The following is a 25,246-nucleotide window of genomic DNA, read 5'->3' on the forward strand; positions in this document are numbered from 1 at the left end:
CTGATGGGTTATTACAATTTCGGAAAAAACAGGGAGTATATGACATACAATGTATGTAGTGGCAGACCGGTGGGCGGCATCCCTCCCCCCCGCGGACACACTGAGATATTATCTATGAGAAGAACGATTATATAGGCTAGGGAGGTTTGAATTTCTTTGCATGATCCAACAATACCAACGATAAATATAGGCGTCGTCGGCCACGTCGACCACGGAAAAACGACGCTCGTCTCCGGGGTGACCGGCACATGGACCGATCGCCACAGTGAAGAGTTAAAACGGGGGATCTCGATCCGTCTCGGGTACGCCGATGCGACGTTTTATAAATGCGAGAACTGTGAAGGGCCGGAGATCTATTCGGCAGATGGCACCTGCCGCTCCTGCGGAGGAAAGGCAGAGCCGTTCCGGTCGATCTCGTTTGTGGATGCTCCGGGCCACGAGACCCTGATGGCAACGATGCTCTCGGGTTCTGCGATCATGGATGGTGCGATGCTCGTCATCGCGGCGAACGAGCCATGCCCGCAGCCCCAGACGAAAGAGCACCTGATGGCCCTTGAACTGACCGGGATCACCAGGATCATCATCGTCCAGAACAAGATCGATGTCGTCACCCAGCAGGCGGCACTTGAGAACTATAAGCAGATCAAGAAGTTCGTCAAGGGAACCGTTGCAGAGAATGCACCGATTGTTCCGGTCTCCGCCCAGAAGGGGATCAACTTCTCAGCCCTCATCGGTGCCCTCGATGAGACGATCCCGGAGATGGATCGTGACCCCGATGCATCGCCGCTTCTTCTCCTCGCGCGCTCGTTTGATATCAACAAGCCGGGTGTCGGGTGGAAGGATATCCGGGGCGGTGTCATCGGCGGGTCGCTCATCAGAGGTATCCTCCGCGATGGCGATGATATCGAGATCCGGCCCGGGCGACAGCATACCATCGAGAACAGGACCATCTGGGAGCCGATCCGCACCAGGATCACCTCGATGCATATGGGTGTGAAGAAGATCAGCGTCGCAACACCAGGCGGCCTGACCGGGATTGCAACCAAGCTCGATCCGGCGATCACAAAGAGCGATACCCTCGTCGGCCAGGTGGCAGGCCATCCGGATGCACTCCCCCCTGTCTGGGAGAAGATGAAGTTTAAGGTCACCCTGATGGAGCGGGTCGTCGGTGCCAGCTCCGAGCAGGTGATCGAGCCGCTGAAGCATAAGGAGCCGCTGATGCTCTCCGTCGGGACGGCGGTGACGGTCGGTATCGTCACCGGGGCGAAGAAGGATATCGTCGATGTCATCCTGAAGCGTCCCGTCTGTGCCGAGCTTGGATCCCGTATCGCCATCTCGCGGCAGGTGGGTGGACGATGGCGACTGATCGGGATGGGAATCCTCACCGAGTAGTGATTCTGCTGGATACAAATGCACTCCTCATCCCGTCGCGATCCGGTGTTGATATCTTCTCCGGCCTCCTTGAGATCGTCGGGGCATTTGAGCCGGTCGTTCCGGCCGAGGTGGTGAGTGAGCTGCACGGGCTTGCACAGGGAAGGGGGAAGTCGGCAGCGGCGGCACGTTTCGGCCTCACGCTCGCCTCCCGGTGCAGAATCCTCCCGAAACGGGATGAAGAGGTGCCGGCCGATGCGATCATCTCCCTCCATGCAGGAGAGCTCTCCTGCCCGGTACTGACAAACGACCGAGAGTTAAAGGAACGCCTCTTTGAAGAGGGGGTTCCTGTTATAGTATTACGAAACCAGAAACGATTGGAACTCATCAGAAAGTAGGAGAGCCTATGTATTACAAACTGAAACTGAACGATAAGGTTCGTGTTCCTGCCCACCGCCTGGGAGAGGATCTCAGGGTCGTCCTCCTTGATGTCCTTCAGGAGCAGCTCGAAGGGAGTATCGACAAGGATCTTGGGATCTTCATCGCCGTCACCGCAATCGACCAGATCGGTGAGGGGGAGATCATCCCGGGTGACGGGTCCGTCTACTTTGATACAACCTTCGAGGCGATTGCGCTGCGGATCGCCCTCCAGGAGATCCTTGAGGGGCTCGTCGTCGAGACGACCGGGTTTGGCGCTTTTGTGAGCCTCGGCCCCATCGATGCGATGCTCCACGTCAGCCAGATCTCAGATGACTATATCAGCCATGATGAGAAGAACTCCCGCCTCGTCTGCCAGCAGACGAACCGGACGATCGGTGTCGGCGACACCGTCAGGGCACGGATCGTCGCATTATCCCTCAACGAGCGGGAGCCGCGTGAAAGTAAGATCGGCCTGACGATGCGGCAGGCAGGCCTTGGATCCGCGCAATGGCTTGAGGACGAACACCAGAAAGAGCTTTCGGAGAAGACAGACCATGGCCGCACGTAAGAAGGTCGATCATGTCTGCCGGAAGTGCCACCGGGTTCTTGACGCAGATAAGGAGGCATGCATCATCTGTGGTGACAGCAGCCTCTCCACAGACTGGCAGGGATACCTGATCATCATCGACCCGAAGCGATCCGCGATCGCAGAGAGGATGAATATCGACCTTCCAGGAAGGTATGCATTGAAGGTTCGTTGATGCTCAGGCTTCCCGATGAGTTCCGCGACCTCTTCAAGAGGCCTTTTGGAATACTTTTTGCAACCATCGACGAGGTGATCCCCCACCTCTCCGGGCGAACAGTCTGCACCGTCGGGGATGTCGTCACCGACTCGCTCCTCTCGCGCGGCATCTACCCCGATATTGCGATCATCGACGGGTACACGATGCGGTCACCGTTTCTGAAGACGCCGCTGTATGCAGGGGCGCGGACGATCAACGTCGCCAATCCTGCAGGAATGATCACAGACGAGCTCATCTCCGGGCTTCAGGATGCCGTCTCTGATACACCGGCTCTCGTCTTCGTCGATGGTGAGGAGGATCTCGCCGTGATCCCCCTCGTCCTGGCTGCCTCCGATGGGACGGTCATCCTCTACGGCCAGCCGAATGAAGGGGTCGTCATGCGGGTCGTCGATGAAGAGGCCCGGATGGAGGCGAGGAAGCTCCTCACCTTCTTCGTCGAGGTTAACGCCACTTTTAAATAACTACCATGTCAATAGTTCTGGGATACCGATGGAGATCACTATCACAAACGATACAAGGAACGAGCTCCTCTACCGCAAAGAAGTGGAGTTCACCATGACCTATGAGGGCGCAACCCCTTCAAGGAAACAGATCATCGGGAAGATTGCCGCACTTCTCAATGCAAAGGAAGAGACGATGGTCCTTGACCCCGTCAGAACACGGTTTGGATCCGGTGATGCAGCCGGGAATGCACGTATCTATGATACCGTCGAGGCACGTGACCGGACCGAGCGTTCATATCTGATCAACCGTGGCCAGCCGAAGGCAGAAGCGGAGGAGTAAGGGATGGTAGCACGTTACAAGCTCTACTCCATCGAAGGTGAGAAGGCAGTCGCAGGAAAGCGCCACTGCCCACGCTGCGGACCCGGCGTCTTCCTTGCCGAGCATGCCGACCGTCAGGCATGTGGAAAATGCGGTTTTACCGAATTTAAGAAGTAACAATACATGCCTCGCATCGGGCAGGTACTGGGGATTGAAGGGACAGCATGGAACCTCAGTGCCGCTGTTTTTGATGATGATCTTATCTCACTGAGATCATCTCCATATATTCCACCTCATGGCGGTATTCACCCCCGTGAGGCCGCGCAGCATCATGCATCGGTTATGAAGGAGGTCATCGCGGATGCCCTTGCCGATGCTGGTGAGATCACCGGGGTCGCCTTCTCACAGGGACCGGGGCTTGGCCCCTGTCTCAGGACGGTTGCGACCGCCGCCCGATCGCTCGCCCTCTCTCTGGATGTTCCGCTGATCGGCGTCAACCACTGTGTCGCGCATATCGAGATCGGGAGGTTTGCAACCGGCTATACCGATCCGATCGTCCTCTATGCAAGCGGCGCCAATACCCAGGTCCTCGGCTATCTCAACGGGAGGTACCGGATCTTTGGGGAGACGCTGGATATCGGGATCGGGAATGGCCTGGATAAGTTCGCACGGTATCACGACCTCCCCCACCCGGGAGGGCCGGCCATCGAGGAGTTTGCGAAGGAGGGGTCGTATATCCCCCTCCCCTATACCGTCAAAGGGATGGATCTGGCGTTTTCCGGTCTCATCTCTGCTGCAAAGGAGGCGGATGCCCCCCTCCCCGATGTCTGCTACAGCCTCCAGGAGACCTCGTTTGCGATGTGCGTCGAGGTGACGGAGCGTGCCCTTGCCCATACCGGCAAGGACGAGGTGATCCTCGTCGGCGGGGTCGGGGTCAATGCCAGGATGCAGGAGATGCTCGCCGCGATGTGCGAGGAGCGTGGAGCGGCCTTCGCCGTCCCCGAGCGGAAGTACATGGGCGACAACGGCGCGATGATCGCCTACACCGGGAGGGTGATGCTGGCAAGCGGCCAGACGATCCCGATCAGCGAGTCGCGGGTGAATCCCGGATTCCGGTCCGATCAGGTGGAAGTCGGGTGGCGCAGCGATACCGGATCGATCTTTGCCGGTGCACGGGACGGCGATACCGTCCGTGGAGCCGAGGCAGAGGTTGATCTCTCCGGGGACGATGTGGTGAAGCGGCGCCTGAAGAAGGGATACCGCCACCCCCGTCTTGACGCGATGCTGATCCGGGAGCGTACCCGTGCCGAGGCGAGGATCCTCTCTGCTGCACGGCGTGCCGGGGTTGCGACCCCGGTGATCCGTGATCTGACGGCAGATTCGATCACCATGGAGAAGGTGATCGGATCAGAGCTGAAGTACGTCCTTGACCAGGCCACTGCAGAGAAGGCTGGAACGGCGGTCGGGAAGCTGCATACGGCAGGGATCGTCCACGGCGACCTGACGACGAGCAATATGATCCTCCGCGATGGGGAGATTGTGCTGATCGACTTTGGCCTTGGCCAGATCACCGGCGAGATCGAGGCACGCGGCGTTGATCTCCATGTCTTCTTCCAGACGCTTGAGAGCACGATGCCGGATGCCGAGGATCTGAAGGCAGCGTTCCTCAGTGGATACCGGGAGACATTCCCCCATGCCGATGATGTGGTGGAACGGGAGCATGAGATCGAGCTCCGGGGGCGGTACCTCTGAAGATCACCGTCGTGACCGGCAACCGGCATAAGGTCGATGAGGTCGCCTCCTTCTTCTCCGGTATCGCTGAGATCGAACATCTCGATCGCGAACTCCCCGAGATCCGGGATGAGGATGTCGGAACGGTCGCCCGGCAGAAGGCAGAGGCAGCCTGGGATCTGATCGGCCGGCCCCTCATCGTTGATGATACCGGGTTCTTCATCGCCGCCCTCAACGGGTTCCCCGGGGCGACGGCGGCGTATGTGATGAAGACGATCGGCAATCCCGGTATCCTGAAGCTGATGGAGGATCAGGTGGACCGATCCGCATATTTTGAGACGGCCATCGCCTATGCATCAGAGGAGGGGGTCCGGGTCTTCACCGGGAGGATCGATGGAACGGTCCTCGGGACACCCCGTGGAGAAGGCGGGTTTGGGTATGATCCCATCTTCTCCTATGATGGCCGGGCACTTGCCGAGATGCCGATGGCGGAGAAGAGCCTCGTCTCCCATCGCGGCCGGGCACTTGCGGCATTTCGGGACTGGTTTGTATCAGGAATATAACAATGGTTAAGACGTTTTGGCGTCCACTAATAAGAACGCAATCTCGTGGTGTTTACTATGGCACGGTTTCCAGAAGCTGAAGCACGATTACTCAATGTCAAGGTCTGCATGAAATGCAGCTCACGGAACGCTATCCGGGCAACAACCTGCAGGAAATGCGGTTCCAACCAGCTTAGAACGAAGAACAAGGAACGGAAGGCATAACCGACCGCTCACTCAATTTTTTTTACGCGTTATAATACGTGACCCTCTTCCCGACCGAGCTGTACTCTCCGGCGAAGGTCTCGATGTTCCGTTTATACCCGATCCGATCGGTGATCCCAAAGTCACGGACCTTCTCCCGCACCCGCATCACCTCGTCGGTATCTTCCCAGTTACTGGTATAGACATAGATGACGAGACGGTCATCGCGGGACTGGGGATTTGGCTTTGCGGTGCTGACCTTGGCGGAGATACCGAGATCCCCGACCCATGTCGCATCCCGGATCTGCTCCCAGATGGGATCGGCCTGATCTTTTTCAAGGAAGATGAGCCATTTCCCGGCAGCTTCGGCATTGACCGCCTCGGGATGGCTGCCGGGCGCATCCTGGATGATCCAGTGCATCCTGACCGTACGTGACGGGAGGATTCCTTCGCCTTCACGGTAGAGGGCGGCGATGGCGTCTGCATCCCCGGGGTCGCTCCTGATCGCCTCTGCAAGCGGCGGGTATTCCCCCTCGAATGAGGCGAGTGCTTCTTCGCAGGCGGTTCTGAGATCATCGGGGCGGTGGATGAGATCAAAGAGGGGAGTATTCTTCGCCTCCAGCCTCTTGCCAAAAAAGATGGTGAAGATGCCAAAGGCGATCCCGGCGAGTGATTCGGTCTCCTCCATTGAACCACCTCTTAGATCGTGTTGAGCTGATCCTGTGCGATCTGTGCCGCCTTCTCACCCGAGAGGAGCATCCCGCCAAAGACCGCCCCCATCCGTGCTTCACCTGCGACGGCGTTTGCGGCCATACCACAGGCGATGACGCCGGGGAAGATCTCACGGGTGTGGTCGAGGATGTTCGTCTCCGCCCGCTCAGCCCACATGAAGCTCTCGCCATGGATGGTGATCTCCCCTTTCTTCTTCTTGATGCAGTGGGCGACGACGGCGTCATGGCCGGTTGCGTCGATGGTCACCTTCGCCGAGAGGGTAAGGGGATCGACATGGAGGCCGGTCATCTCGACCGGGGTGGAGGTGATGACGAGGCCCGAGACCCTGCCGTCCCCCTTGATGACGACATCCTCAACCGAGGTGAGATTGAAGAACTCTGCCCCGGCATCACAGGCTGCTGCTGTCAGTTTTGCAACGGACTCAACGGATGATGCGACATAATAGCCGGGCTCAAAAAGAGTCGATCGGATCCCGAAGTGATCGAGGAGCCGTTTGCCCTCCTCCTGGACGACGATCCGGGGGAAGGTCATGCCGCCGCCCCACATCCCGCCGCCGACGGAGAGCTTCTTCTCGATGACGGCGACCTTCTTTCCTTCTCCTGCTGCCAGGGCGGCACAGACCAGGCCGGAGGGACCTCCCCCGACGATGGCGATATCGAGATCCAGGTAGTCGGAGAAGATCGCTGCATGGGTCTGCAGGATCGCCCTGCTGATGGTCACTTCGTCAAGTTTCATCTGATTCCTCACCCGATATAGTGGTGTTTATCCTACTAATAGTATCGCGATCTTCGTTCGCAGGTATTATGAGTTCGAAAGAACAAAGATTAACGTATGGAATGGAAGCGCGACTATGGCCTCACCACGAGGATAATGTTTACGTGGTTTCTGCTCCTCCTCGTCTACCTCGTCTTCCTTGCCGCACTTCAGGCGATTTTGGGATTTTCGTTCCACCTTCTGGTCGCCATCGCCTTTGTGATGGCGTTTGGCCAGTACTTCTTCTCCGCCAGACTGGTGCTGATGAGTACCGGTGCCCGTGTGGTGGAAGAGGATGAGTACCCTGAGCTGCACCGGATGGTTGAACGGCTCTGTGCAATCGCAGACCTCCCCAAGCCGAGGATTGCGATTATGCAGTCCCCGGTTCCAAATGCCTTTGCAACCGGGAGGAATCCAAAGGATGGTGTCGTCGCGGTCACCGACTCGATCATGCGGATCCTGACGAAGGAAGAGCTGGAGGGAGTTCTTGCTCATGAACTGGCACATATCAAGAATCGGGATATGATGTCGATGACGATCGCAAGTTTCCTTGCGATGGCGGCAGCGTTGATTGTGCAGAACGCACTCTTTGCCTCCCTCTTTGACCGGCGGGAAGGCAATCCCTGGATGATCGCCTGGATCGTTGCGATCCTCGTCTATGTGGCGGCGACCCTCCTGATCCGGACACTTTCACGGTACCGTGAGTTCACAGCCGACCGGGGTGCAGCCTATATCACGAATAATCCACGGGCACTCCAGAGTGCGCTGATGAAGATCAGCAACCGGATGGATTCGGTGCCTGCGGAGAAGAAGCATGAGGTGGAGGGGGCAAACGCCTTCTTCATCATCCCTGCACTCACCGGCAAGTCACTGATGGAGCTCTTCTCGACCCATCCGCCCCTTGAGAAGCGGATCGCTGAGCTTGAGAAGGTCCAGGAAGAGATCCGGGGATACTAACCCCCCTTCTTTTCTGAAGCAGATTCGTAATCCTTAAATCTCTTCGGGGATAATAGTAAAGAGCATCGCATCGATGGTCTAGTGGTATGACTTTGGCCTTCCAAGCCAATAGCCCGGGTTCAATTCCCGGTCGATGCATCTTCTTCTGAGCATTTCGATTGGTTTTTATCATCGCATAGTACAAATCTGCTGATGAAATACTGGTGCTATGGTATCTGCCTTCTTCTGATCCTTGCCTGCGGGTGTGTCGCAGAGGAGGAGAGGGGGGAAGCCGGAGAACTTCGGGAGTATCTCCTTGCTGCCGCCTCCTATGCGGAGATGAACGGGAAGGATGCGGCTCTTGCCGAATTCGGGAGGCGGGATGGTGCGTTCACGTATGATGGACGGTATGTCTATGCCTATGATGACGACTGTATCCTCCTTGCCCACCCGTATGAGGAGGCGAGCGTCGGGCTGAATCGCTCCGGGTGGACGGACAGCCGGGGGCTCCCGGTGATCCGGATCGGATCTGATGTTGCACAGGCGGGAGGCGGCTATATCACGTACCTTTATCCACGGCCAGGGGATGCCGGGATCGATGAGGCGGCCTTCTCAACCTATGAGCTGAAGCTCGGCTATGTCCTTTCCGCAGGCGAAGGATGGTGGATCGGATCCGGGGTTGCTCTTGCCGATATCACCCAGGGCGAGGGCTATCCCCCGGTGATCCGGGATATGGTGGCACTGGTCGAGGACGGGGCCGCCTATGCTGAGCATGAAGGGACCGGGGCGGCCCGTGCGGCCATCTCTGATCCCGCCGGCCGGTTCGTAACAGGCGACGGCCACTACCTCTATGCCTACCAGTACGATGGGACGCTGGTCGCCCACCCCCATCTGCCGGAGCTGATCGGGTCAAACCTCATCGACCGCGAGGACCAGTATGGGATGCGGATGATCGAGAGCCTTGCGACGACGGCCCGGGATGGTGGCGGGTTCGTCGTCTTCATCTGGCCAAATCCTGAGGAAGGGAACCGCGATGAGCTGAAGATCGGGTATGTGATGGCGGTGGATGATGACTGGTGGCTCGGGTCCGGGGTGTACCTGAGTGAGGTGACGGGGGAGTATACCCCGATTCCGGCATGATGGAAGGGAGGTATTCCCCCTTCTTTGTTTGAAAAGGGTTATACGTCAGGGTGGAGAATAGATACAGGAAGAGGGACTCGTGGTCTAGCTGGTTATGACGCCGCCTTCACACGGCGGAGATCTCGTGTTCGAATCACGACGAGTCCATGCCTTTTTGTCGTCCGTTTGTAAATTCGGGCTCATAATGTCGCTTATTAGTATCGTTTTCTTGTCGGATGTCGTTTTAAGGGCATATAGCGCGTGATCTAAGAATCGGGAAGCTTTAAAGCCTTTTTCCTTGATGAAAGCATGGTGATCTGGATCTATGGTGAGAGAGATCCTTTTTCTAATTCGTTCAGGAATAGGTTATTTTTGTTTTTTAGGCTTATTTGTCATTCTCTTTCTCCTGTACGTACATGAGCGTACATATACGTACACTAAGATAAGCGGCTCAGTGGACAAATGACAGATGTCTCTAAGGTGGTGGAGAGGAGCAGGATCCGGCCGTGAAGGGCTGGTTCCTGTGGATCGATGCTGCATGTCGTCTGCTGATAGCGTGGATCCGGGTGAGGTGTATATTCCGGAGTGGGATCAGCTGGTTGCTCCTGATGAGATGGCCGATTGTGGGGGCTCCGGGGGGTGTGGGATGCAGGCGTGATCGTTCCCTGTGAGGGTTCGGCTTTGCGGCTGGGGATAAGAGTCAGGTAAGGATCCATGTTCCTGGCCTGCCTCCGTCTTATCTGGACCTGGCTGATTACGGCCAGGCCAGGGATCTTCCGGTCTATCTGGACGAATATCAAAAAACGCTTATCCCTGTTGATCAAGCGGATCGGCGTGTGGGCGTGTGGTATATCTCCCGGTCTGAAAAGGCGATCCTGTTTGCTATCCGGGGGCGGCGGTTCGGGTTCTATCTGATAACTGCGTTTATCGGGCTTCGTAGATCTCTCCGGGAGATCTGATTTCTCCGGATTTACTCTTTCTTTTTCTCCTCTTCTCCCTATTTTCTCCTTTGACTTCTCCTTAAGTAGAATCCGGGCCGGTGCGGCGTCTTACGTGCTCGCATGAATGGCAGCACAAAAACATAGCGGGGAGAAATAAAGTGTCCGGTATGCGGTAAATATCGGATAGAATTGATAAAGGGCGGTTCTAATGGATCAAAATGCGATAACAATAATGGATACAATAGCGACGGGGATCCTGTTTCTGTTGCTGATAGTGTGGCTCCTTTTTCTTCCTCCGATCCTCCGGCTGGTTTCTCGGTTTCTCCTGTGGATCGGGGATCGGATCCATTACCAGAGACTCCGGCGAGGGGATCCTCTGTGGCCTCTTAGGGGGCGGTTCCGGCGATAAAAACCTCTGGATCCTTTGTTATGGCGGTTCTTGCCGTGGTGTTCGTTGCCGGGCTGGCTGGGGCTATCTATTCGATCTTAAGGGCTCGATCTGATGAGGAGGAGATAAAGCGGGCGGTTGCTGCTACTGTTCCTCGGCGTTCTCCGGGGTCTTTGGGGTGGGCCTGATGTTCGGCGGGATCGATCTTCCTCTCCGGGGGGTAAAGATCATTGAAAGGATTATGATGATTCTGGCCTCCGGGCTCGGTTTGCGGAGACGGGCCGGGCCTCGATGGTGATCAGCTTAGAACGCTATACCGTAAACGTGGAGGTGATCGAAGATGGAAGGTTTGAATAAAACCGATATAACGGCGGATCTTATCATAGACGGGGATTTCATCGAGGAGGAGGAAGAAAAGGTTTCTGATGGCGGGGATAGGGTGGATCATCCGCTTATAGCGCTGATCGATATTGGGATCAAAACGTCCGAAGGATACCTTTAGGGCAAAGAGTTGCCGGGGCCTAATACGGCGCTCTGGTACTATATGCCAGATGGAGAGATCCCGGATGATCCTCGGATCGCTCTGGCTCTTGGTGTCGGGGGGCTGGCGCTGGCCTTTACTCCTACACTAATTGCGGTAAAAGGTTAGGCTGAGAAGGGGAAGGAGAAGGCGGCGGCGCTGGAAGAAGAAGATCATAGAGAGGTTGGGCCTCTTTCTACTTGGGCGGCTCGTCTGGATGGTATGAGCGTGTGGGGGATCTAATATGGATCTCTCTGATCTCTCCCGGCCGATTCATCGGCTGATACCGGGTCCGACTGGCAGCGGGAAAAGTTACTTTGTGGGCTCCCAGGTTGAACAGTTGCGGCGGGGTGAACGACCGTTTATCATCATGGATATGAAGAAGAGTCACGGGGGGCTGATCTCCCTGCCTGGAGTGGTGCGGGTGGTGATCCGACCGGGGGATCTGTTTCTGGTTCCTGATTCCTCAGAATATCCGGTATGCTAACCTGACCCGGACTTCTCCCTGATCAATCGGGATCTGGATAGACATGATGTACTCGAATTTAATAGTATTACTGGTGAGCAAATTGTAATTAAGACACAGGAAAAAATTAGAGTATGTAAGCAGTTCGGATAGTCAGGTTTATAATTGAGAAATTACGGATCATAACATAAAAGAGGATTTTTTTTCCAATAAACAAATTCAAATAAAATAGTAAAATTTTAATAAGAAGCTTAATGTTGTGTTAAAGTTCTTAATGAATATGGTAGACAATAGTCTGTTAAAAGATTATCAGGTAGTTAAAATTCCTTTAGAAGAGGGGATTGGCAGCATTATTAAGAATAATCACACCTACCCTAAATATACAACACAAATTATGAATCTTGCTAATCAAAATTCTCAAGGTACAAGACCAGAAGTTGTTGGAAAAATGACGTCTTTAATTGTCGAATGTCCTGATAAGTCTTTTTCTGGCTGGAGAGAATGGTACCAAAAGCAATATCCAGATGCAATAGATAACGCAACTGACAAAATTTTTCCAATGATAAAAAATTTAAACCATGCTTGTGGTCTTATCGATCGAAATATGGTTAGAGAATGGGTGGAAGAGTTAGTTATCGAAAAAACCGCCTTAGGCCTAATTATCCAAGAAATGATCTTGAAATATGTGGCAAATGAGAGAAAAACATCGTGGAAAAATGCAACCGCTGAAGAAGAAAGCCAAAATATTGATGGTTTCATTGGTGGAAGACCCGTACAAATCAAGCCACATACATATCTTTCTCAGAAGCCCATTGTGCGAGAGAATATCAATATAGAGACTATATATTATAAACAGACGCCCACATATATGTACATATATACTAAAGAATGTAATTTATAAAAAATCCGATAATACACTATTTTTTTTAATATCAAAAAATGATTCTAAATTTGTATTGTCATTATATTCAACTATTACTTCAGTTGATGATTTATCATAGATTTTTGTTACTAATGGAAATGAAATATTTACCTCTTGATTCGTGACAACAGGAAATCCATAGTTTTTTGAGAAATACTTCGGTTCACTCTTGAAATTTTTTTCTTCTAAAAATTTTTTATGTTTTTCGATTCGTTCCCTATAAAGAGTAAAATTATCCTCTTGTAGATTTTTAAAGCGATTTCTTATTATGCTCTCAAATTGAGGATTAATTTCACATCCAATTGAGTTTCTTCCTAATAACATAGCTGCTATCGTTGTTGTTCCGGTTCCAAGAAAAGGATCTAATATTATATCTTCTTGAATTGAGTACATGTTTATTAATCTATATACTAACTCTAAAGGAAATGCCGCGGTTACTTTTCTAAGATTAGTATGATTTAATTTTTGTGAAACTCCCTTTAAATCCATCCAAACGTCAGAAAACCAAATATTTCTCTCTTCCCAAAAATAAGCACTTTTTCTTCTTTTCTCAAGCTCTGAATTCAGGAAAGTTCTTTTTGATCCTTTTCGAAAAATCAAGATATATTCATGCTCCATTGTGACATATGCATTTGGAGCTAACATTCCTGAGCCCATAAATTTTGTTGGCTTATTTGAGGGTTTGCGCCAAATGATACATGGAAGTGTGTCATAACCTAATTTATTGAAGCATTCAGAAACTCTTACATGGTTTGGATACAATTTAAATGATTTGCCAATAGTTCGCGTTGCATCACCAATATTGATGCAAAAATATCCTCCTTGTTTTAAAACTCTATCTGCTTCGATCCATACTTTATCTAATTCTTTATGCATCAATTCAAAAGCTCTTTCCCCATCATAATTATTTAGTGCATCTAAAATTTTTTCATTAGATAGTGAAAAAAGTTCATCCCACATCTCAATCATTGGATATGGTGGTGAAGTAACAACTAAATTGACGGATTCATCAATACATGAACTAATATCTGATGAACATTCAAAGTACAATTTATGCGATGTTTTCATATTAATCCCTCATTTTTTCTTTTGCACTTGTAGTAACGAATGATTTTTCCGAAAGCCAACTAATTACAATATTCCTAATTACATCTGAATCAGAATCTCCAAACTCACCTTTTAATAATTCTATTAATTTCCATTGCTTTTCTGTAAATGAGACTTGAACTCTTTTTTTGCTAAATGTACTCATTTTTGACACAACCTATACACAATTTAGATACAAGGACATATATTTTTTTCTATTACTGAGTCATATTTTTTTGAATTCTATGATTTTTTTTAGATTTCTCCCAGGTCAACCAAGATATAGATCGGTATAATGTACTCGAGTATGCCCATATTAATCAAAATCTAAATATTATAAATTCAAATTAATTAAAAAGATCATCAACACGTCCATGGTGATCTTGATAACTCTAAAAATCACAAAGAACGACAAAGGACTGGAGAAACTACGGCCAAGGTTATGACCGGGGCTGGGGGCGGTGCTGGTGCTTCCTTGATGGGTGTTTTATAAGTGACGGGGAATTTATCTATCAGGGTTAAATATGCCTCTACGGCTCCTTTTATCTTGTTTAGATAGTGGGCGGATCCTACTGTGGCGGCCGTTCTTCCCTGTATGTAATCGGCTATGCTCTCTGATACTCCGTTCTCTATCATAAAATTAAGATGCCATTTGCGGATCGTCTTGGCTGAGATTCGGCCGTGTTTAATCCGGTTTGCGAGGGTGTGATAACCTTCCCTGCTGGCTGGGCTTCCTTTGTACTTGATGAGATCGGGTACAAAAGCGGCCGGGAAAAAGAGACGATAGGCTTTTTTCGTTCCTCTGGCCTGTGCTGCTGCGCTTATGTGGGCGATCTCCTGATTCGGGCCTGTATAGGTGATCTCATCGGGATCAAAGGCGGCTATCACATCGGCCGTTTGGCTTAATCGGTTCCCTGTGTACATAAGCATAAGGAATAATGGCCGGTGTGATGCCGGGATACTGGTATATGCTTCTCTCATCTCCTGATCGGATGGATAAACTTCTATTACTCCTGATGCCTTGATCGGGGTGTATCGTCTCCATTTAGATAAGGGCTCTCCTAATATGAGATCCTGATCCATCTCCTTCTCTACATAGTTATACACGGCTCTTAATCCTCGGTCGGCTTTCCCTATGATCTCTATCTCCTCAAGGTCTTTAGGGATCCTGATAAAATCCTCATCATCTAAGAGGCGATCAACGGCTGATATATACTGGCCTGCTGTATCGCTCTTAACAGTTTTATTTAACCATTGTATGATCTGATCCCGGTGCTGTTGGTAAAAGTCTTGTAGTGACTCGATCCCGATGTTTTCCGAATTTATGCGAGGTTCTGAAAATTGATCTGATTCGATGATCTGATATTTTGAATCGGGCGATTCTCCTTGCTCCGATTTTAAAAAAGGAGCCTTCACATGGCGGAGATCTCGTGTTCGAATCACGACGAGTCCATTCTATTTTCGGTTTGTTTTTGTCATCGGGCGGCGGGCCGGTCGATAGTATGATTTTTTTATCACATTCGGTTTGAGTAATACTGGATCGATGGTCATGATGATGGTAAACAGGTTCTATAATGTCATGATCAAACAGGCAGTAAACCCATGACTTTAGTCGTGGGAGGAATGCCGCCATAGGTAGTACTAAATAATATTGATTAAATAAACCAATAGTAATGCTTCTAACGATGAAGATGAAGCTCCACCCTTGAAAAGATCAGTTCCAGAAACTTCTTTCGACGATGGAGCGATTCAACGAAGCATGTAACTACGTTTCAGAATTTGCTTGGAGAAACAAGGTTTTTGGTAAAATAGAATTACACAAAAACCTGTATTATGACATCCGACCTCGATTCGAACTATCTTCTCAAATGGTTGTAAGACTTATCGGAAAAGTATCTGAAAGTTATCTTACAGATCGATCCTGTTACCACGAATTCAAACCCCATGGTGCAATTGTCTATGATCAACGTATCCTGACAATAAAGGCTCTTGATACCTGTTCGATCCTAACTCTTGAAGGCAGAGAAACGATAACGATGTCATATGGCAGGTATCAACCTCTGGAACTAAAACGAGTCAGAGGTCAAGCCGATCTCGTCCTTATCAAGAACCAGTTTTATCTGTTACTGATTGTAGATATCCCTGAAGATCCTCAGCTTGAACCTCAAGATATCATTGGTGTTGATCTAGGTATTGTCAATATCGCAACCACATCCACAGGTGAAACCTTCTCCGGTAAACAATGTACAGAATCCAGGAAGAAGTACACTCGTATCAAAGGGATTCTTCAATCCGTCTGTACATGGGATGCAAAAAAACATCTCAAGAAACTCAGTGGAAAAGAACGCCGATTCAAAAACGATACAAACCACTGTATCAGCAAACTGATTGTAACGGAAGCTAAAGACACTGGATCCGGTATCGCGTTAGAAGATCTAACAGGTATCCGAGATCAAGTTCCCGGTTATAAATCCTTGAAAACGGCAATCGGTAAATGGGCGTTCTACGAAATTGCAATGTACATCCGATATAATGCACATATGGTTGGAATCCCGGTTTACCTCGTTGATCCACAATATACATCTCAACAATGTTCGTGTTGTGGTTATACGAGTAGGGAAAACCGAAAAACCCAATCCGACTTTTTCTGTATCAAATGTGGTTATTCGGATAACGCAGATATTAACGCTGCAAAAAACATTGCATCAAGGGCTGATGTCAACCAGCCTATCGCACTCCGTCCTGAACCGAAGCGTTCAGGAAGATGGAAGGGCAAGCCCACGGCTTTAGCCGTGGGTAGTTGACATTGTTATGATGCAGGGCAGGATCTGATCATCTTCCTTGATCTGTACCATAAGGATGAGCAGTGACGAGTATATCCATTGTATCCTGTTCAATAGGGATTGCCTGTCTTTCCACCACTGATGCCGGGGCGGGCGGTTTCAGATCCGGAGCATAATACAGGCCCTCTTCTTTTTGACCCAAGCCCCCCCGATGACCGCCATGCAGGGGAGATCCGGATGGACGCTATCCCTCTCTTTGTTCCAATTCTTCTTTTGTGGAGGTACTCCTTTGAAGGGCACTTGCGGAGAAAGCGTACCCTCAATTCCTTCCAGTTATAATCCCAGTGCAATTGAATGGAGTTCCTGATGTTTCACCTTCAATCTCATTATTTCAATGAATCACATGCCAAGAATAGTATTCAGATATATTTATAATCTAACATCTGATATATCCTATCCAGAAACCAATGCCACCATGGCAGAATGGAGTGATGAAAACATGGCCATAGAAGAAGATGAGATCAGGGGAAAGGGCAAACAGATCAAAGGAAAGGTCCGCGAAGAGGTCGGGAAACTGACAGGGAACAGGACCGAGCAGGTCAAGGGAAAGATTGAGCAGGTTGTCGGAAAGGGCCAGGAGGAGATAGGAACGATCAAGAGAAAGGCCAAAGAATAGGCAGGGAACCCCAGATGGGTTCCCTTATCTTTTTTATCCCGTATAAAGGTAATAGAAAGGAAGTGACGGATAGTACATCCCCCTACAAATAACGCCCTGTGTTGCCGGAAAACACTGTTCTCTTCCGGAAAAAAGACGGTTATCTATTCTACTGTGTAGCCAGGTGCGGTTTCTTCTTATCTTCACTCTTCTGCTGTCCACCCTTCCGGTCATCCTTCCCATGCTGGGACTTCTGCTGTTCGCTCTGCTGTGAACCCTGCTCAGCTCCCTGCCGGTCATCCTTCCCCTGCATGGATTTCCGGTGTTCGCTCTGCTGAGCTCCCTGCTCAGCTCCCTGCCGGTCATCTTTTCCCTGCATGGGCTTCTGGTGTTCGCTCTTCTGTGAACCCTGCTCAGCTCCCTGCCGGTCATCTTTTCCCTGCATGGATTTCTGGTGTTCGCTCTGCTGAGCTCCCTGCTGTGAACCCTGCCGGTCATCCTTCCCCTGCATGGACTTCTGGTGTTCACTCTGCTGGGAACCCTGCTCAGCTCCCTCCCGGTCATCCTTCCCCTGCATGGGCTTCTGGTGTTCGCTCTTCTGTGAACCCTGCTCAGCTCCCTGCCGGTCATCCTTCCCCTGCATGGATTTCTGGTGTTCGCTCTGCTGAGCTCCCTGCTGTGAACCCTGCCGGTCATCCTTCCCCTGCATGGGCTTCTGGTGTTCGCTCTTCTGTGAACCCTGCTCAGCTCCCTGCCGGTCATCCTTCCCCTGCATGGGCTTCTGGTGTTCACTCTGCTGGGAACCCTGCTCAGCTCCCTGCCGGTCATCCTTCCCCTGCATGGACTTCTGGTGTTCACTCTGCTGGGCACCGTGCTGTGAACCCTGCTCAGCTCCCTGCCGGTCATCCTTCCCCTGCATGGACTTCTGGTGTTCGCTCTTCTGTGAACCCTGCTCAGCTCCCTGCCGGTCATCCTTCCCCTGCATGGGCTTCTGGTGTTCGCTCTGTTGGGCACCCTGCTGTGACTTCTGCTGTTCACTCTGGTTAGCACCCTGCTGGAACATCTTCTGCTGCTCCTGTTGTTTGGCAGCGTCTTTCTTCTTATCCTGATCTGCTTCGTATGACATGGTTTTTCACCCCTCCCAAATTTTATCATTGGGATAATATATAAATAGCTTCAGAGGGGATAACAACATCGTAAACATTGGGCTTAAAGTTGAAATTGGAGGGATTATTCTTTTTTTTTTAATTCAGGGTCCTCCTGTCACCAGAATAAATAATAATATTTAAATATATTAAGCGTTGTAATTATTCAATCGTCTGGTATTCATCGATTACGACAGATCCGTGCCTTTATACGCGAGGAATGTGAGGGGAGGATGTACACCTGAAGGCGAGGGGTTGGACCAGGGAGAAGGGACGATGGAACGGAGAAAGGCGCCAGGATAGAAGATCGTGATATACTGCATTCCTATTGGTGCTATTCTGATTTTTGTGGGTTTCCGTGGTCCCCATTTCTGTTAAAAGCGAGATATAATGGATAAAATATCGTTGTATTCTCCATTCCCGTGGATGTGGCTCTTGACGCTTCTTCTACAATCCCATTAATTCAACGAATTACATCCCCGGGTAGTATTCTTGAAGATTTAGATTTAGATTTAAAGGTCTGATGTAACCAATCCAGAAACCGATGCCGAAATGGCAGGATGGAGTGATGAAAACATGGCCATTAAGCAAGATGAGATCAAAGGAAGGGGAAAACAGATCAAGGGGAAGGTCCGGGAAGAAGTCGGCAAACTAACCGGGGATAGGACTGAGCAGTTAGAAGGAACGATTGAGCTGGTCAAAGGAAAAGGACAGAAGGAGATCGGAGCGATCAAGCGAAAGGCCAAAGAATAGGCAGGGAGCCCCAGATGGGTCCCCTTATATCTTTTTATCCCGTATAAGGACTATAGAAAGGAAGTGCCGGTAGTACATCCTCCTGGTAATACCCGCCCGTGCTGCCGGAACACGCTGTTGTCTTCCGGGAACAGACGATTATTTCTTCTGCTGTTGCTGCTGCTCCTGCTGAGCTTTCTTCTGCTGTTCAGTCTGCTGCTGAGCACCCTGCTGCTGAGCACCCTGCTGCTGAGCACCCTGCTGCTGGGCTTTCTTCTGCTGTTCACTCTGCTGCTGCTCCTGTTGTTTGGCAGCCTCTTTCTTCTTATCCTGGTCTGCTTGGTATGACATAGTTTCTCACCCCCCCCATTAATCTAATGGGGTTACTTGATACATAGCTCCAAAGGGGATAACAATATCGTACACTTTGGGCTTAAATTTGAAATCGGATGGATTATTCTTTGTTTTTTGATTTGGTGACCCTATGCCTTTAAAATATATAATATTATTTAAATATATTAAACAATATAAATATAAAATCGTCTTACATTCGTCGATTACGACAGATTTGAGCCTTTATGAGGGAGGAATGGAGGGGGAGGATGTACTCCTGGAGACAGAGGAGGCGGGCCCTGGAGAAGGGGGATGGAGCGGAGAAAGGTGCCGGGATAGGAAGATCGTGATATACTGCATTCCTCTTGGTGCTATTCTGATTTTTGTGGGTTTCCTTGTGCCACAGTCCTGTTACAGGCGATACACACCAGATACACTACTATCATAGTAATCCTTGTTTTCGTGGATGTGACTCTTGATGCTTCTTCTACAATCTCATTATTTCAACGAATTGCATCCCCGGATAGTATTCTTGAAGATTTAGAATTATATTTAAAGGTCTGATGTAACCAATCCAGAAACCGATGCCGAAATGGCAGGATGGAGTGATGAAGATATGGCCATAGAAGAAGATGAGATCAGGGGGAGGGGAAAACAGATCAAGGGGAGGGTCCGGGAAGGAGGCCGCAAACTGACGGGGGATAGGACTGAGCAGGTCAAAGGAAAGATTGAGCAGGTCAAAGGAAAAGGACAGAAGGAGATCGGAACGATCAAGCGAAAGGCCAAAAAATAAGCAGGGAACCCCAGATGGGTCCCCTTATATCTTTTTATCCCTATAAGGACTATAGAAAGGAAGTGCCGGTAGTACATCCCTCTGCCGATATCGCCCCATGCTGTCGGAACACTCTGTTGTCTTCCGGGAACAGACGATTATTTATTCTGCTGCTGGGCTTTCTTCTGCTGTTCACTCTGCTGTTGAGCTCCCTGCTGCTGAGCTCCCTGCTGTTGAGCACCCTGCTGTTGAGCACCCTGCTGTTGAGCACCCTGCTGCTGAGCACCCTGCTGCTGGGCATTCTGCTCATGCTGCTGCTTTGTCTGCTCCTGGAGCTTCGCCTGTTCCTGAAGTTTGGCTGCCTCCTGCTGAGCATCCTGCTGCTTCTGCTGCTGGGCACCCTGCTGCTGAGACTGCTGAGCCTGTGAGTCCTGCTGCTTCTGCTGCTGAGCCTGTGAGTCCTGCTGCTTCTGCTGCTGAGCCTGTGAGTCCTGCTGCTTCTGCTGCTGAGCCTGCGGGTCCTGCTGCTTCTGCTGCTGAGCCTGTGAGTCCTGCTGCTTCTGCTGCTGAGCCTGTGAGTCCTGCTGCTTCTGCTGCTGAGCCTGCGGGTCCTGCTGCTTCTGCTGCTGGACACCCTGCTGCTGAGACTGCTGTTGGTCAGTCTCTTTCTTCTTTTCCTGCTTTGCTTCGTATACCATAGTTTCTCACCCCCCCCATTAATCTAATGGGGTTACTTTATACATAGCTTCAGAGGATATAAAAACATCGTACACTTTGGGCTTAAATTTGAAATCGGAGGGATTATTCTTTGTTTTTTAATTCAGAGACCCCCTGCCTTTAAAATATATAATATTATTTAAATATATTAAATAATATAAATATAGAATCGTCTTAAATTTGTCGATTAAGACAGATCTGAGCCTTTATAAGGGAGGAATGGGAGAGAGGATGTACACTTCATCCCCCACCAAAGATCTTCACAATCACCGCCACCGCCCCGCCAACGACCCCACCCGATAGCGTCCCGATAGCTGACCGCCTCCGCTCCTCCCCCCTCGTCTCTGAACGCCAGTCCTCAAGTGCCCGGAGCCGGGCGGCATACTCCCTGTTCTCAGCCTCGAACCGCTCAAGCGCCCGGCATATCCATTTCACATCCCGGTGCGTCTCGAGGACGAGATCACGGGTCGTCCTCTCCCGCCCCATCCCGGCATCTCTCTCGTTCCCGTTCATCCAGACTATCCTCCTGATGTATCATAGGGCAGAAGGGGGGATGAGGCATCAGCCTGTGTGGAGGCCGAATGTGTTTCTCCGGGATGCGAGGCGACCCCTACTCGCTCACCGCCTGGATCTCCTCAGCCTCATACCGGGGCGTGATGACGCTCGTCCTCCCCTTCTTCTGCCGTATCCGGAGATCGACGAGGCCATGATCCGCAAGCCGCTTCAGCCGTTCGTAGAAGGTGGTATAGGATACCTCCTCATCATCGGTCAGCCGGTTGTAGAGTTCGCCCGAGGTCAGGGGATCACCCCCGCCGGTGCAGGTGATCAGATCGAGGAGTGTCCGTTCCCCCGGCGGCAGGAGCCCGACCTTCTTCTTCAGGGTGATGAGGCGGGCATCCCCATAGGCAAGCAGGATATCCTCCCGGACCACCGAGGATCTCGCATTCCGCTCAGCCATCAGAACGGCCCGTTTCAGGAGATCGAGCCCGACCCGAAGATCACCTGCCTTGTGGGTCTTCCAGACGATGAGGTCGAGGACCTCGGAGCTGATGACCCCCGGCCAGACCGCTTCCCGGACCCGGATCCTGAGGATCTCCCGGATCTCGTCCGGGGTGTACCGGGGAAACGAGATGTCATCGGCACAGAGGGAGGAGGTGACCCCTTCATCAAGAGCCCTGGAGACATCCAGATCCATCTCGCTTGTGGTGAGGATGACGCCGACCCGGCAGTCCGTATGGTTGAGGTACATCCGGAGAAGCGAGTAGAGGACGGCATTTGCGGTATCTTCAGAGAAGAGGTACTGAAAGTCATCAAGGCAGACGAGGACGACGATCTTCTGCCTGATGATCGATGCTGCAATGGCATCGGCAAGCACCGTCGCCGCAACACCGGTCCGGGGGGGTGCGTGGCCGAGAACCTGCCGGTAGATCCGGGAGAAGACGGAGTACCGGGTATGATCGGTCTGGCAGTTGACATAGACCGGAACCAGTCTCTTCTGGGAGTCTGCAATCTCGGTGAAGAGATGTTTCACCGTCGTCGTCTTCCCGGATCCGGGGGGACCACGGCAGATGGCACTTGCCGGCCGTGCGCCAAAGATCCCCGGCCTCACCCGGAAGGCAAGCTCTGCGATCTGCTCCTCCCGGAAGAGGACCTGGTCAGGGATGTAATCAAATTCGAATGCATCGATATTTTTGAAGAGCGTCTGATCAGCGAGGAGGAATGGTGATTTTATCATGAATACAGATAGGAAGCGGTCCTATTAAGGGGCGAGCCATGCAGGGTGAAAGTGAGCGGTCCCGATCCTGACGCACCTGAACCGTCCCCGGAACCACCGGAGAAGAGGCCGCATCTCCAGCCCCGGAGAGACACTCCCGGTCTGCACGCCCGGCTTTCCGCAATCATCCCCCGGAGACAACAGAGTTAGTGCCGGGGCATCGGTGAGCCCACAGGAGGGTCATCCGGTGCCTGGCAGGAGCCACAACCAATGGCAGTAGACTTTGTAGAGACACGAAACACCAGGACAGCGGTCCGGACACTCCCGGCACCGTTTGTCGATATCGCGGCATTCAATGCCGTCGTTGAGAGCGTCATCGAGAACAACCCCCTCGGCTGCGTCCCGTATGAGCAGGCCGGGGAGATGATCCCAGGCGTCATCCGGGGACGTCAGATCTATACCGCACGGATCGCATACCTTGACGAGGACGGGAAGCGGGTCGGTGCAGCCACCGTCACCGCAGAGACGATCGCCGGCATGACCGCTGCGGCAAACGCCATCATGGCAGACAACACCCTCAAGGCCGCAGTCGGGGGCAACCCGGTCCGCGACTTTGGGAGGGATACCTACTCGGCCCAGCTCAGGTGCCGTGATCCAAACGGGGAGACCTATACGCTCACCTTCACCAGGAGAAACGTCCGGCTCACAAGCTACCAGGACGAGGATATCCTCGCCACGGTCGAGGACTGGGCAGACGCCGTTCCGGCGCTCTGCTGAAAGGGGGAAAGACTCACCTCATCTCCTTTTTTGGGATATTGGGGAGGAAGAGACAACCAGAATCATTGCTATTTTTCCCGGATCTTCAAAGCACTCCTCGATGAATGCCTGAGTACACGGCCGGCCAGAGGGTCAGGCAGGAGAGCAGCCATACCTTAGGAAGAGTGGAGTTCCCGGCCCATGGTCCACGTGCAGCATCAGATGATGCATAGTCATACTGCTTTTTACCATAACAATGTTTATATATAAGCATCGGTAATTGATGTCATATCTGGAACAGCCCAGATCATAAATAAAAAATCAGGAAGGGGAGAGCATGGGAAAAAATAAGGCCGAAATTGTTGGAAAAGGCAAACAGGTAAAAGGAAAGGTTCGTGAAGAAGTAGGGAAATTGACGGGAAATAAAAAAGAACAGGTGAAAGGGAAGATTGAACAGGTCGAAGGGAAGGCCCAGGAGGGAGTTGGAAAAGCCAAGAGAAAAGTGTCGAAATAAACTACCAGGAACTTCCCGTGATGGGGGACCGTGCACTATGTGTCGGTTATTCAGGTGTAATCTACCATCCTGATAACAGGTATACAACAACCCGTCTCCCATCACCAATAACCATGAGATGCACCATTATCAATGCAGAGTATAATAACCTCAAAGGAGGTGTATTGTGGCTGATTTAATTGGATTGGCGGTATTATTCCTCATCTTAGCGCTTGTCGCGTATGTATTGGGGGCGAAAGGGGTTGCCGGGTTCTCGATGACCATCGCAAAGTGGCTCGTTATCATCTTTATCATTCTTGCGATTATCTCAATTTTCCTGTAGCGGAACCTGCACCCCTTTTTGAAAAGTCCTCCTCTTCTCCGGTCAATATTTTTCCTGATTACTGTACGGAGATGTGTGTTGACCGGGTTTTTCATCGGTGTATTGACGTTATTCCGGAGTATGACACATTTCATACCCCCGTGATTACGGACTCCCGACTCTTTTTTCACTCCTGCTGGCTCTGCTGCTGTCTGGCCTTTTTCAATTGCTTTTCCCGTGGAGTTTTCTGCTGTGCATGGAGAGGTTCCTGCTGAGTCTGTTCTGTGTCTGACTGCACACCTTCTTTCTTCTTCGTATCTTTTGATTCTCCTGGCACGGCAGATCACCTCTCAGATCATTATCGGATTAATATACTACCAACATACATATTTCAATAGTACTGGATGCACCGGATCCGGATATTATCTCCTTCCCCAGTCAGGGATGAGTGTGGGGTGAACGCAGAATAATGATAATTATATGGTGTCAGTTGACAGAGGAGGCGAGGGGCACCTCCAGGGCTGGAGAGGTACTATGTTTACTAGAAAATCCGCATCTGAAAACCAATCTCAAATAAATGAGGACATATCAGAAATATCTCAGAGGATTTTGGAGGAGCTGGAATCTGCAAGTTCCAAGGAGTTATCGGAGGCCAGATATGCAAGAAAGATATTGCAGCTATCAGACCTCAACTATACGAAAAACATCTTTTTTGAGATAGAGAGCGGCTCGTCCGGAGCGGACCGCATGATCGAGAAACGAGCAGTCATTAAAGCACTGTTGCTTTCCACGTGGTTGCAGAGGCTTTATTTTATCATCAGGGCTGGTCTCATGTCGATTCTTGCAGGAGTTGTCACATTCTTCTATGTCTCATTCTTTGGCCAGATTGGTGTTGTTCTGGCCCTTTTGATGGGGGTATTAATTTTTATTATCGGACTCATCGTGACACGATTATTCGATACCCAGACGGTACAAATGACAAAATATATTGTTCATCGACTGGCATCTCATAAAAAACTGCGGGATTTTATCCTGTAGGACTTACGCACAATTTTAGTTGAGCCAAAAGATCAATATATTAGTAAAGCATAAAATAATGCGTGTCAAAGCAGTATCAAGTAACTGACA

At 51.1% G+C, this 25,246-nt stretch carries 36 protein-coding genes and 2 tRNA genes; 28 read left to right on the plus strand and 10 right to left on the minus strand.

Translation table 11 applies throughout. The annotated features are described in order from the left end of the window. Positions 1 to 156: 156 nt before the first annotated feature. From J2T58_RS07535 to J2T58_RS07580, 10 genes are read left to right on the plus strand one after another with little or no spacing between them, the layout of a single operon-like run. Complete coding sequence (locus tag J2T58_RS07535; protein WP_253488504.1) at positions 157 to 1,392, plus strand: translation initiation factor IF-2 subunit gamma; 1,236 nt, start codon at positions 157 to 159, stop codon at positions 1,390 to 1,392. Then, complete coding sequence (locus J2T58_RS07540) at positions 1,356 to 1,769, plus strand: type II toxin-antitoxin system VapC family toxin (RefSeq protein ID WP_253488505.1); 414 nt, start codon at positions 1,356 to 1,358, stop codon at positions 1,767 to 1,769. The genes J2T58_RS07535 and J2T58_RS07540 overlap by 37 nt, the downstream gene beginning before the upstream one ends. 8 nt (positions 1,770 to 1,777) lie before the next feature. Beyond that, complete coding sequence (locus J2T58_RS07545; protein WP_253488506.1) at positions 1,778 to 2,359, plus strand: DNA-directed RNA polymerase; 582 nt, start codon at positions 1,778 to 1,780, stop codon at positions 2,357 to 2,359. Then, on the plus strand, positions 2,346 to 2,552 hold the full coding sequence (gene spt4, locus J2T58_RS07550) for a transcription elongation factor subunit Spt4 (RefSeq protein ID WP_253488507.1): 207 nt from the start codon (positions 2,346 to 2,348) through the stop codon (positions 2,550 to 2,552). Before J2T58_RS07545 ends, spt4 begins: the two co-directional genes overlap by 14 nt. Beyond that, positions 2,552 to 3,055 carry a GTP-dependent dephospho-CoA kinase family protein gene (locus tag J2T58_RS07555; protein ID WP_253488508.1) on the plus strand — a complete coding sequence of 168 codons (504 nt, stop codon included), beginning with the start codon at positions 2,552 to 2,554 and terminating at the stop codon, positions 3,053 to 3,055. The genes spt4 and J2T58_RS07555 overlap by 1 nt, the downstream gene beginning before the upstream one ends. Before the next feature lie 28 nt (positions 3,056 to 3,083). After that, positions 3,084 to 3,377, plus strand: coding sequence for a 30S ribosomal protein S24e (locus J2T58_RS07560; RefSeq protein ID WP_253488509.1), 294 nt, complete (start codon positions 3,084 to 3,086; stop codon positions 3,375 to 3,377). Between the two features lie 3 nt (positions 3,378 to 3,380). Next, complete coding sequence (locus tag J2T58_RS07565; protein WP_253488510.1) at positions 3,381 to 3,533, plus strand: 30S ribosomal protein S27ae; 153 nt, start codon at positions 3,381 to 3,383, stop codon at positions 3,531 to 3,533. Between the two features lie 6 nt (positions 3,534 to 3,539). Next, positions 3,540 to 5,108 (plus strand): bifunctional N(6)-L-threonylcarbamoyladenine synthase/serine/threonine protein kinase, encoded by a 1,569-nt coding sequence (locus J2T58_RS07570; RefSeq protein WP_253488511.1) that lies wholly within the window; start codon positions 3,540 to 3,542, stop codon positions 5,106 to 5,108. Next, positions 5,105 to 5,650, plus strand: a complete 546-nt coding sequence (rdgB, locus tag J2T58_RS07575) for an RdgB/HAM1 family non-canonical purine NTP pyrophosphatase (RefSeq protein ID WP_253488538.1) — start codon at positions 5,105 to 5,107, stop codon at positions 5,648 to 5,650. The genes J2T58_RS07570 and rdgB overlap by 4 nt, the downstream gene beginning before the upstream one ends. Positions 5,651 to 5,707: 57 nt before the next feature. Then, positions 5,708 to 5,854, plus strand: coding sequence for a 50S ribosomal protein L40e (locus tag J2T58_RS07580; protein ID WP_253488512.1), 147 nt, complete (start codon positions 5,708 to 5,710; stop codon positions 5,852 to 5,854). A gap of 22 nt (positions 5,855 to 5,876) precedes the next feature. Here J2T58_RS07580 and J2T58_RS07585 read toward each other — a convergent pair whose 3' ends face one another. Both J2T58_RS07585 and J2T58_RS07590 read right to left on the minus strand, forming a co-directional pair. After that, entirely contained in the window at positions 5,877 to 6,521 is a 645-nt protein-coding gene (locus J2T58_RS07585; protein ID WP_253488513.1) for a putative phosphothreonine lyase domain-containing protein, read from the minus strand. An 11-nt stretch (positions 6,522 to 6,532) separates the two neighbouring features. Further along, positions 6,533 to 7,300, minus strand: a complete 768-nt coding sequence (locus J2T58_RS07590) for a sulfide-dependent adenosine diphosphate thiazole synthase (protein ID WP_253488514.1) — start codon at positions 7,298 to 7,300, stop codon at positions 6,533 to 6,535. Between the two features lie 96 nt (positions 7,301 to 7,396). On the opposite strand from J2T58_RS07590, the gene htpX reads away from it, so the two are divergent. The 9 genes from htpX (at position 7,397) to J2T58_RS07630 (ending at position 12,589) form a co-directional block, all read left to right on the plus strand. Then, the gene (gene htpX / locus J2T58_RS07595; RefSeq protein ID WP_253488515.1) at positions 7,397 to 8,275 is read left to right on the plus strand and encodes a zinc metalloprotease HtpX; all 879 of its coding nucleotides are present in this window, start codon (positions 7,397 to 7,399) and stop codon (positions 8,273 to 8,275) included. Between the two features lie 67 nt (positions 8,276 to 8,342). Next, positions 8,343 to 8,413 (plus strand) — tRNA-Gly (locus J2T58_RS07600). Between the two features lie 54 nt (positions 8,414 to 8,467). Then, the gene (locus J2T58_RS07605; RefSeq protein WP_253488516.1) at positions 8,468 to 9,394 is read left to right on the plus strand and encodes a cache domain-containing protein; all 927 of its coding nucleotides are present in this window, start codon (positions 8,468 to 8,470) and stop codon (positions 9,392 to 9,394) included. A 73-nt stretch (positions 9,395 to 9,467) separates the two neighbouring features. Beyond that, positions 9,468 to 9,541, plus strand: a tRNA-Val gene (locus J2T58_RS07610). A gap of 301 nt (positions 9,542 to 9,842) precedes the next feature. Continuing rightward, positions 9,843 to 10,031 carry an SH3 domain-containing protein gene (locus tag J2T58_RS07615; protein ID WP_253488517.1) on the plus strand — a complete coding sequence of 63 codons (189 nt, stop codon included), beginning with the start codon at positions 9,843 to 9,845 and terminating at the stop codon, positions 10,029 to 10,031. A gap of 178 nt (positions 10,032 to 10,209) precedes the next feature. Next, complete coding sequence (locus J2T58_RS11110; RefSeq protein WP_301287507.1) at positions 10,210 to 10,332, plus strand: hypothetical protein; 123 nt, start codon at positions 10,210 to 10,212, stop codon at positions 10,330 to 10,332. Positions 10,333 to 11,042: 710 nt separating this feature from the next. Beyond that, entirely contained in the window at positions 11,043 to 11,204 is a 162-nt protein-coding gene (locus J2T58_RS07620) for a hypothetical protein (protein WP_253488518.1), read from the plus strand. A 262-nt stretch (positions 11,205 to 11,466) separates the two neighbouring features. Beyond that, positions 11,467 to 11,709 (plus strand): ATP-binding protein, encoded by a 243-nt coding sequence (locus tag J2T58_RS07625; protein WP_253488519.1) that lies wholly within the window; start codon positions 11,467 to 11,469, stop codon positions 11,707 to 11,709. 259 nt (positions 11,710 to 11,968) lie between these two features. Continuing rightward, entirely contained in the window at positions 11,969 to 12,589 is a 621-nt protein-coding gene (locus J2T58_RS07630) for an MjaI family restriction endonuclease (protein ID WP_253488520.1), read from the plus strand. Here J2T58_RS07630 and J2T58_RS07635 read toward each other — a convergent pair. The 3 genes from J2T58_RS07635 to J2T58_RS07645 form a co-directional block, all read right to left on the minus strand. After that, the gene (locus J2T58_RS07635) at positions 12,584 to 13,678 is read right to left on the minus strand and encodes a DNA-methyltransferase (protein WP_253488521.1); all 1,095 of its coding nucleotides are present in this window, start codon (positions 13,676 to 13,678) and stop codon (positions 12,584 to 12,586) included. The two genes, J2T58_RS07630 and J2T58_RS07635, sit on opposite strands and share 6 nt — an antisense overlap. Before the next feature lies 1 nt (position 13,679). After that, positions 13,680 to 13,871 (minus strand): ribbon-helix-helix domain-containing protein, encoded by a 192-nt coding sequence (locus tag J2T58_RS07640; protein ID WP_253488522.1) that lies wholly within the window; start codon positions 13,869 to 13,871, stop codon positions 13,680 to 13,682. Positions 13,872 to 14,095: 224 nt separating this feature from the next. Further along, positions 14,096 to 15,112 carry an integrase gene (locus J2T58_RS07645; protein WP_253488523.1) on the minus strand — a complete coding sequence of 339 codons (1,017 nt, stop codon included), beginning with the start codon at positions 15,110 to 15,112 and terminating at the stop codon, positions 14,096 to 14,098. A 323-nt stretch (positions 15,113 to 15,435) separates the two neighbouring features. On the opposite strand from J2T58_RS07645, the gene J2T58_RS07650 reads away from it, so the two are divergent. Then, a complete protein-coding gene (locus tag J2T58_RS07650) occupies positions 15,436 to 16,500 on the plus strand; it encodes an RNA-guided endonuclease InsQ/TnpB family protein (RefSeq protein ID WP_253488524.1) in 1,065 nt (354 codons plus the stop codon). Positions 16,501 to 16,954: 454 nt separating this feature from the next. Next, entirely contained in the window at positions 16,955 to 17,155 is a 201-nt protein-coding gene (locus J2T58_RS07655) for a CsbD family protein (protein WP_253488525.1), read from the plus strand. A 148-nt stretch (positions 17,156 to 17,303) separates the two neighbouring features. On the opposite strand, the gene J2T58_RS07660 is transcribed toward J2T58_RS07655, so the two are convergent. Beyond that, the gene (locus J2T58_RS07660; RefSeq protein ID WP_253488526.1) at positions 17,304 to 18,260 is read right to left on the minus strand and encodes a hypothetical protein; all 957 of its coding nucleotides are present in this window, start codon (positions 18,258 to 18,260) and stop codon (positions 17,304 to 17,306) included. Positions 18,261 to 18,831: 571 nt separating this feature from the next. Between J2T58_RS07660 and J2T58_RS07665 the strand changes: the two genes are divergently transcribed. Beyond that, positions 18,832 to 19,032: a CsbD family protein gene (locus J2T58_RS07665; protein WP_253488527.1), complete on the plus strand. Its 201-nt coding sequence runs from the start codon at positions 18,832 to 18,834 to the stop codon at positions 19,030 to 19,032. 138 nt (positions 19,033 to 19,170) lie between these two features. On the opposite strand, the gene J2T58_RS07670 is transcribed toward J2T58_RS07665, so the two are convergent. Next, entirely contained in the window at positions 19,171 to 19,362 is a 192-nt protein-coding gene (locus tag J2T58_RS07670; RefSeq protein ID WP_253488528.1) for a hypothetical protein, read from the minus strand. 133 nt (positions 19,363 to 19,495) lie between these two features. Between J2T58_RS07670 and J2T58_RS07675 the strand changes: the two genes are divergently transcribed. Both J2T58_RS07675 and J2T58_RS07680 read left to right on the plus strand, forming a co-directional pair. Beyond that, complete coding sequence (locus J2T58_RS07675; protein WP_253488529.1) at positions 19,496 to 19,792, plus strand: hypothetical protein; 297 nt, start codon at positions 19,496 to 19,498, stop codon at positions 19,790 to 19,792. Between the two features lie 144 nt (positions 19,793 to 19,936). Then, positions 19,937 to 20,137, plus strand: a complete 201-nt coding sequence (locus J2T58_RS07680; RefSeq protein ID WP_253488530.1) for a CsbD family protein — start codon at positions 19,937 to 19,939, stop codon at positions 20,135 to 20,137. A gap of 137 nt (positions 20,138 to 20,274) precedes the next feature. Here J2T58_RS07680 and J2T58_RS07685 read toward each other — a convergent pair whose 3' ends face one another. The 3 genes from J2T58_RS07685 to J2T58_RS07695 all read right to left on the minus strand — a co-directional run bounded on the left by J2T58_RS07685 (position 20,275) and on the right by J2T58_RS07695 (position 22,568). After that, positions 20,275 to 20,814 (minus strand): hypothetical protein, encoded by a 540-nt coding sequence (locus J2T58_RS07685; protein WP_253488531.1) that lies wholly within the window; start codon positions 20,812 to 20,814, stop codon positions 20,275 to 20,277. A 259-nt stretch (positions 20,815 to 21,073) separates the two neighbouring features. Further along, a complete protein-coding gene (locus J2T58_RS07690) occupies positions 21,074 to 21,346 on the minus strand; it encodes a hypothetical protein (protein ID WP_253488532.1) in 273 nt (90 codons plus the stop codon). A gap of 97 nt (positions 21,347 to 21,443) precedes the next feature. Beyond that, entirely contained in the window at positions 21,444 to 22,568 is a 1,125-nt protein-coding gene (locus tag J2T58_RS07695) for an ORC1-type DNA replication protein (protein ID WP_253488533.1), read from the minus strand. Between the two features lie 249 nt (positions 22,569 to 22,817). On the opposite strand from J2T58_RS07695, the gene J2T58_RS07700 reads away from it, so the two are divergent. From J2T58_RS07700 to J2T58_RS07715, 4 genes are all read left to right on the plus strand, one after another. Further along, positions 22,818 to 23,324, plus strand: coding sequence for a hypothetical protein (locus J2T58_RS07700; RefSeq protein ID WP_253488534.1), 507 nt, complete (start codon positions 22,818 to 22,820; stop codon positions 23,322 to 23,324). Between the two features lie 316 nt (positions 23,325 to 23,640). Continuing rightward, entirely contained in the window at positions 23,641 to 23,817 is a 177-nt protein-coding gene (locus J2T58_RS07705; RefSeq protein WP_253488535.1) for a CsbD family protein, read from the plus strand. 166 nt (positions 23,818 to 23,983) lie between these two features. Next, positions 23,984 to 24,139: a DUF1328 family protein gene (locus tag J2T58_RS11230; RefSeq protein ID WP_253488536.1), complete on the plus strand. Its 156-nt coding sequence runs from the start codon at positions 23,984 to 23,986 to the stop codon at positions 24,137 to 24,139. A gap of 459 nt (positions 24,140 to 24,598) precedes the next feature. Then, entirely contained in the window at positions 24,599 to 25,156 is a 558-nt protein-coding gene (locus J2T58_RS07715) for a DUF2207 domain-containing protein (protein ID WP_253488537.1), read from the plus strand. Positions 25,157 to 25,246: the final 90 nt, after the last annotated feature.

This window comes from Methanocalculus alkaliphilus, from assembly GCF_024170505.1.
GTDB classification, from domain to species: Archaea; Halobacteriota; Methanomicrobia; order Methanomicrobiales; family Methanocorpusculaceae; genus Methanocalculus; species Methanocalculus alkaliphilus.